The organism is Variovorax boronicumulans NBRC 103145 (assembly GCF_001591345.1).
Classification (GTDB): Bacteria; Pseudomonadota; Gammaproteobacteria; order Burkholderiales; family Burkholderiaceae_C; genus Variovorax; species Variovorax boronicumulans.
The window spans coordinates 1-5377 of the sequence record NZ_BCUS01000211.1 but is presented as its reverse complement, the minus strand read 5'-3'; the positions used below and the strand labels follow the sequence as shown (position 1 = coordinate 5377).

The window sequence follows — 5377 nt, the reverse complement described above, 5'->3', positions numbered from 1 at the left end:
GCACACGCCTTGCCCTTCCTTGAAGGCTTCGAACGCCGAGCGGGTGCGCCGCGCATGCTCGTAGCCGAACTCGATGTGCTGGTGCACGAAGTCGCACACCGCCTGCACGCGGCCCCAGCCGGTCGGGCCGTTGCCGAAGCGCTGCCAGGCGAAGTCGGACAGCAGGTCGGTTTCGCAGTACCGGCTGCCCAGCAGGTAGAGCAGGGTGGACTCGGGCAGGTACTCCACCGGCACCTGCGGCGCCGAGGGCACGACGATGTCGGGTGCGCCGCTGTCGTGGACCACGGTGTCGGTGCTCAGCACGAAGCGGCCCGCGGGGGCGACCAGGCGTGTGCACCAGTTCCCGAACAGGTCACGGTACGCGGTGGTGGGAACGGCCGGTTTCGTGAGCAGATGGTCCGGGCGCAGCAGGTCCGAGGCGCGCGAGTAGTGAATGCTGAGGGCCAGGATCATCGGCGTCGGCCGGGGAAACTGGTAGGCGATCTCGAAACCGAGCTGGATGTTCATCGGCCCATGATGCGCCTTCATTCGCGGGCGCGCTGGAATTCGCGGTGTGATGCCATCGCGCGGCGGCTTTCAGGGGGCGTCGCCGGACCCCGACGTGGCGTGGCGCTGCTCGGCGTAGGCCTTCAGCGACCGCATGGTCCGGGGCAGTCCGTGTCGAACCTGCTTGGCGACGCCCGGCCCGAACAGGAAGGCCAGGGCGCCTGTGAACCACACGCGGTGCACCACGTCCGAGCCGCTGTCCGTTGCAGACACCGTGTGCTTGAAGTGCATGCGGAACAGAGGGATGTAGCCCTGCGCGGTGAACGACTGGCCCTCGGAGCGCTCCGTGACCACCATCGGGACGCCCATGCCTTTTTGCGGAACGATCCGGCCCTTGGTGCCCACGGCGAAGGGGCCGTCGAGCCGGGCCTGCTTGGTGTCCGGGTCCCACAGGTGCCATCGGTCGACCTCGCTCCAGATGCGGTCGATGACCCGGGGCGGGACGGCGATGTGGATGCGTTCTTCGATGTGCATGGAACGAGGGGTTGAGGAGGTGGTGGAGCCTAACGCACGCGGCGCACCATGCCTTGCGCCTCCAGTCGTCAGCGCTCCTTGCGCAGGATGGCTTCCAGCGCCTCCATCGCCTGCGATGCCGAGGGGCTGAGGTAGCCGCCGGCGCGCCGCACGATGCCCACGCGGCGGGTCGATCGCCATCCGCCGACGGGGCTGACGGGCACGAACTGCGCCGCGACCGGCGGCTCTTTCAGGACCGAACGCGGCACCGGCATCAAGGCGCCCAGCGAACGTACCAACGCCAGCTCGCGCTGGGACGAACGCGACGTGCCCACCGGCTCGGGTGGGTCGAGCCGGTGCGCGCGGAAGTTCGCTTCGAATTCGGTGTGCGTCGAGGTGCCGGGCGCCATGACGATCCACCGCGCCTGCGCGAGCTGGTCCCAGCCCACCTCGCGCCGGGTGCGCGCCAGCGGATGGCCGATCGGCGCCATGGGCAGCAGCGGGTCGTCCCGCAGGCCTTCCCATGCCAGCGCGGCCGCCGGTTTCTTGTGCAGGCCGGTCAGGGCGAACTCCAGCTCGCCCATGGCGACGGCCCGCGTGAGCGAGTCGGAGTTGCCACCCGACAGGTCCACGCGGATCCCGCGCTCGATGAGCGCGGCCACCACCGGCAGCACCCAGCGGTCGGGAATGCCGTCGCCGACACCGCAGCGCAGCACCCCGGCGCGCGCCTGCCGCAGGTCGCGCAGTTCCGCATACAGGTCGGTGGCGTCCAGGTCGATGCGCTGCGCCCGCTTCAGGAAGGCCAGGCCCAGCTCGGTGGGACGCATGCCCCGGGCCAGCCGTTCGAACAGCTTGACTTTGGTGGCGCGCTCGAGCCGCGTCACGGCCTTGCTCAGGGTGCCCGGTGAAATGCCGAGGCAGGCCGAGGCATGGCTCAGGCCGCCTTCGCGCGCGATCACCACGGCCAGATGGAGGTCGTTCAAGTTCATGGTTTTCCAAAGTGGAAAAGGTCGCCACGGAATGTAGGTTGCTGCGCGCCGGGCGGCAACCTATCGTTCAGCCCGGACACCACCAGGAGACACACCCCTCATGCTTCGCAGTTCTTTTTTCCTGGGCGCCCTGTGCGCCTTGTGGGCCCTGGGGACTGCCTCGGTCTGCGCACAAGCGGCCTATCCTTCGCGCGCCATCACGCTGGTGATTCCGTTCGCCGCGGGCAGCGGCACCGACATCGGTGCGCGCGTGCTGGCCAAGGACCTGACGGACATCCTGAGGACGCCCGTCATCGTCGACAACAAGCAGGGCGCGAACGGCGCGCTGGGAACGGCGGCCGCAGCGCGCGCGAAGCCCGACGGGTACACATTGCTGATCGGCTCGGCCACGACCAACGCCGTCAATTTCTCGTTCTTCCCGGCCAGGCTCGGCTATGAACCCGGGTCGTTCGAGATGGTGGCGGGCCTGGGCACCAGCCCGATCTCGCTGTACGTCGCGGCCAACGCCAAGTGGCGCAACCTGGCCGACCTGATGGCCTACGGCAAGGCCCATCCGAACGCGCTCAGGTGCGGCAGCGGCAACGCGGTGACGCAGGTGGCCTGCGAGATCTTCCGCAAGTCGGCGGGCATCGACGCCGTCACGGTTCCCTACAAGTCGAACCCGCAATCGCTGGCGGACCTGGCTGGCGGGCACATCGACTTCGCGTTTTCCGACGCGTCGGTGGCCAAGGTCTTCATCGACGGGAACAAGCTGAAGCCGCTGGCCGTGGCCGCCGCGCGGCGCTATCCGGCCACGCCGGACGTCGGCACGTTCCGCGAACAAGGCATTGCCGATTTCGAGATCACCGGATGGACCGCCGTGTTCGTGCCCGCGGGCACGCCCGCGCCCATCGTCGAGACGCTGCATGCGGCCATCCGCAAGTCGTCGGCGTCGCCGGAGTCGGTGCAACTGCGCGTCAGCAGCGGAACGCAGCCGCTGGCGTTCAATCTCGAAGAGGGCCGCCGCTTCGCCCGGGAAGAGATCGCCCGCTGGGCGCGTTATGTGAAGAACAGTGGCGTCAAGCCGGAGTGACGCGATGACATCGACCCCCACCCCCCTGGCCGGCTTGCGCGTCATCGACTGGACCCATGTGCTGGCCGGCCCCTTCGCCGGCTACCAGCTCGGCCTGCTCGGCGCCGAGGTGATCCGCATCGAGCGCGCCGACGGCGACGACATGATTCGCGCCAAGGGCCTCGATGCCGAACTGACCGCGCTCGGACTGGGCGAGACCTTCGTGACGCAGGGCGCGGGCAAGCGCTCGCTGGCCATCGATGCGCGCGACCCGCGGGCCAAACAGGCGCTGAGCGAACTGATCGGCAGCGCGGATGTGCTGCTGGAGAACTTCCGGCCCGGCAAGCTGGCGGCGCTCGGCTTCGATCCGCAGCAACTGATCGCGCGCCATCCGCAGCTGGTCGTCTGCTCGATCACCGGCTTCGGCCCCGCATCGGACCGGCGCGCCTACGACCACGTGATCCAGGCCGCGAGCGGGCTCATGGCGGCCAACGCCGACCGCGACGGCAAGCCGCAGCGCGTGGGTTTCCCGCTCGTCGACTACGCCGTGGGCCAGCAGGCGGCGCTGGCGGTGATGAGCGCGCTCTACCGGCGCGACCGGCCGAACGGCGAAACGCGCGTGCGTGGCGAATGGCTCCAGGTGTCGATGATGGGCGCGGCGCTCACGCTGATGGCGCCCACCTACGCGGGGCCGCTGGTCAGCGGCATGGAGATGCCGCGCAGCGCATCGACCGCGTTTTCCGGCAGCCCGCTGTCGGGCACCTTCGAGGTGGCCGACGGCCAGCTGGCCATCGTCTGCAATGCGGCCGACCAGGCGAGGGGGCTGCTGAACGCGCTGCGCGAAACCGGCACGGACGACTCGCTGCTGTCGTCGCTGCACGAAGCCGCCGAGCAGCGCGATGTGCCGCGCGCGCAGGCATTGCTCGGCCAGGCGTTGGGCGGACGGACTACGGCTGAATGGGATGCGCAGCTGACCCGCCACGGCGTGCCCGCCACGCCGGTGATGCGCCCCGCACAGGCGGCGGCACAGATGGCGCGCGACTGGCCGCACGTGGAGCTGCCGTTGCCGAACGGCGCGCGGCGGGTGCCGGTGCCGGGCATCGGCTTCACGTCCAGCGAGCCGCTGACACCTTCGCTGCGCGCGCCGGTGCGTCGTGGCGCGGACACCCGCCGCCTCCTGGCCGAAGCCGGGCTGGAGGCGCCGACCATCGCGGCCATGCTCGCCGACGGCACGGCGAGCGAGCCCTCGGACTGAGCGCCACGGTGGTCCCGCCGGTGCTGCGGCGCGTCCCGATTCAGCGCCGAAAGTGTGGCGAAAACGCCGAGAAAAATATTTCTCCAGGTTTTTCAGCGTCGCTGCCTGTTTCGCAGGCACCGTGTTGCAGGCCCCGCCAGGCAAGGGTTTCGCGCGCTGCGCACACGGTTTTCCACAACATTGTCCCCATCGGGATTGGAAAACCCGTCACTTCGATGTGCTAGGGGCGTGAACCGGGCAGGGGCAGCCGCAGCCAGACGGTGGTGCCGGCACCGGGCGCGCTGTCCGCGCCCAGGGTGCCGTTGTGTTTCTGGACCACTGCGCGCACGACGGAAAAACCCAGGCCCATGCGCCGCGTGCCCGTGCCCTTGGTCTCGCCGGGGGCGGCTTCCGGCACGGTGGGCGCGCGCCGGCCGCGCGGCGCGTGGAGCAGGGCGTCGAGCTGTCCGGGCGTCATGCCCGAGCCCTGGTCGCTGACGGAGATCCGCACGCTGGTCGCATCCGCGCCGTCGGCGCCGGGTTCGATGGCCATGCCCAATTCCACGCGGCGGCCGGACGGGCTGTGGCGGATGGCGTTGTTCAGCAGGTTGACGATGGCGCGGGTCAGCAAGGCCCCGTCGGCGCGCAGGGGCGTGTCGCCGGCGGCGTCGTCGATGCGGGCTTCGACGCGCACGCCATGGGACTGCGCGTAGTGCCACACCTGGTCTCTGGCATCGAGCAGCACGGCGCCGACGTGCGTGTCCGCAAAGCGGTAGTCGTCCGATTCGGCGAGCGCGAAATCCATGAAGCCCTCGGCCATCGCGAGGGTGCGCTCGGCTTCGCGGCCGATGGCCGAACGCATGTCGGCATCGGCCGTGGGATGCATCGACAGGATGCTGAGGATCGTGACCTGCGGGCTGCGCAGGTCGTGCGACAGGAACTGGCGCCATTCGTCGCGCTGGCGCTGCGCTTCGCGCTCGGCCGTGAGCTCGGGCAGCATCACGACCCAGCCCCGGTCTTCGGGCGCGTCGCCGCTGAAGGCCGCGGCCTCCAGGCGGAACACGCGCGCGTCGGGGGTCGCGTATTCGCCGTGCAGCCGGTCGG

Annotated in this window: 6 protein-coding genes; 2 read left to right on the top strand and 4 right to left on the bottom strand. The window is 70.1% G+C overall.

Annotated features, from left to right (window positions below):
* From VBO01S_RS30660 to VBO01S_RS30650, 3 genes are all read right to left on the bottom strand, one after another.
* Positions 1 to 507, bottom strand: a 507-nt coding sequence (locus tag VBO01S_RS30660) for a transglutaminase-like domain-containing protein (protein WP_370682160.1), incomplete at its 3' end; no start/stop codon positions are given.
* Positions 508 to 576: 69 nt separating this feature from the next.
* Entirely contained in the window at positions 577 to 1020 is a 444-nt protein-coding gene (locus tag VBO01S_RS30655) for an SRPBCC family protein (protein ID WP_062482767.1), read from the bottom strand.
* Between the two features lie 68 nt (positions 1021 to 1088).
* On the bottom strand, positions 1089 to 1988 hold the full coding sequence (locus tag VBO01S_RS30650; RefSeq protein WP_062482763.1) for a LysR family transcriptional regulator: 900 nt from the start codon (positions 1986 to 1988) through the stop codon (positions 1089 to 1091).
* 100 nt (positions 1989 to 2088) lie between these two features.
* Here VBO01S_RS30650 and VBO01S_RS30645 point away from each other — a divergent pair, with 100 nt between their 5' ends.
* Together VBO01S_RS30645 and VBO01S_RS30640 are read left to right on the top strand one after the other, a co-directional pair.
* Entirely contained in the window at positions 2089 to 3060 is a 972-nt protein-coding gene (locus tag VBO01S_RS30645; RefSeq protein ID WP_062482760.1) for a Bug family tripartite tricarboxylate transporter substrate binding protein, read from the top strand.
* A 4-nt stretch (positions 3061 to 3064) separates the two neighbouring features.
* Positions 3065 to 4294: a CaiB/BaiF CoA transferase family protein gene (locus tag VBO01S_RS30640; protein WP_062482756.1), complete on the top strand. Its 1230-nt coding sequence runs from the start codon at positions 3065 to 3067 to the stop codon at positions 4292 to 4294.
* Positions 4295 to 4514: 220 nt separating this feature from the next.
* Here VBO01S_RS30640 and VBO01S_RS30635 read toward each other — a convergent pair.
* On the bottom strand, positions 4515 to 5377 hold an 863-nt coding region (locus VBO01S_RS30635), incomplete at its 5' end, for a sensor histidine kinase (protein WP_169805112.1).

Excerpts from the sequence above, each read along its gene's own strand:
- VBO01S_RS30655 (WP_062482767.1), bottom strand. The coding sequence starts at position 1,020 with ATGCACATCGAAGAACGCATCCACATCGCCGTCCCGCCCCGGGTCATC.
- VBO01S_RS30650 (WP_062482763.1), bottom strand. The coding sequence starts at position 1,988 with ATGAACTTGAACGACCTCCATCTGGCCGTGGTGATCGCGCGCGAAGGC.
- VBO01S_RS30645 (WP_062482760.1), top strand. The coding sequence starts at position 2,089 with ATGCTTCGCAGTTCTTTTTTCCTGGGCGCCCTGTGCGCCTTGTGGGCC.
- VBO01S_RS30640 (WP_062482756.1), top strand. The coding sequence starts at position 3,065 with ATGACATCGACCCCCACCCCCCTGGCCGGCTTGCGCGTCATCGACTGG.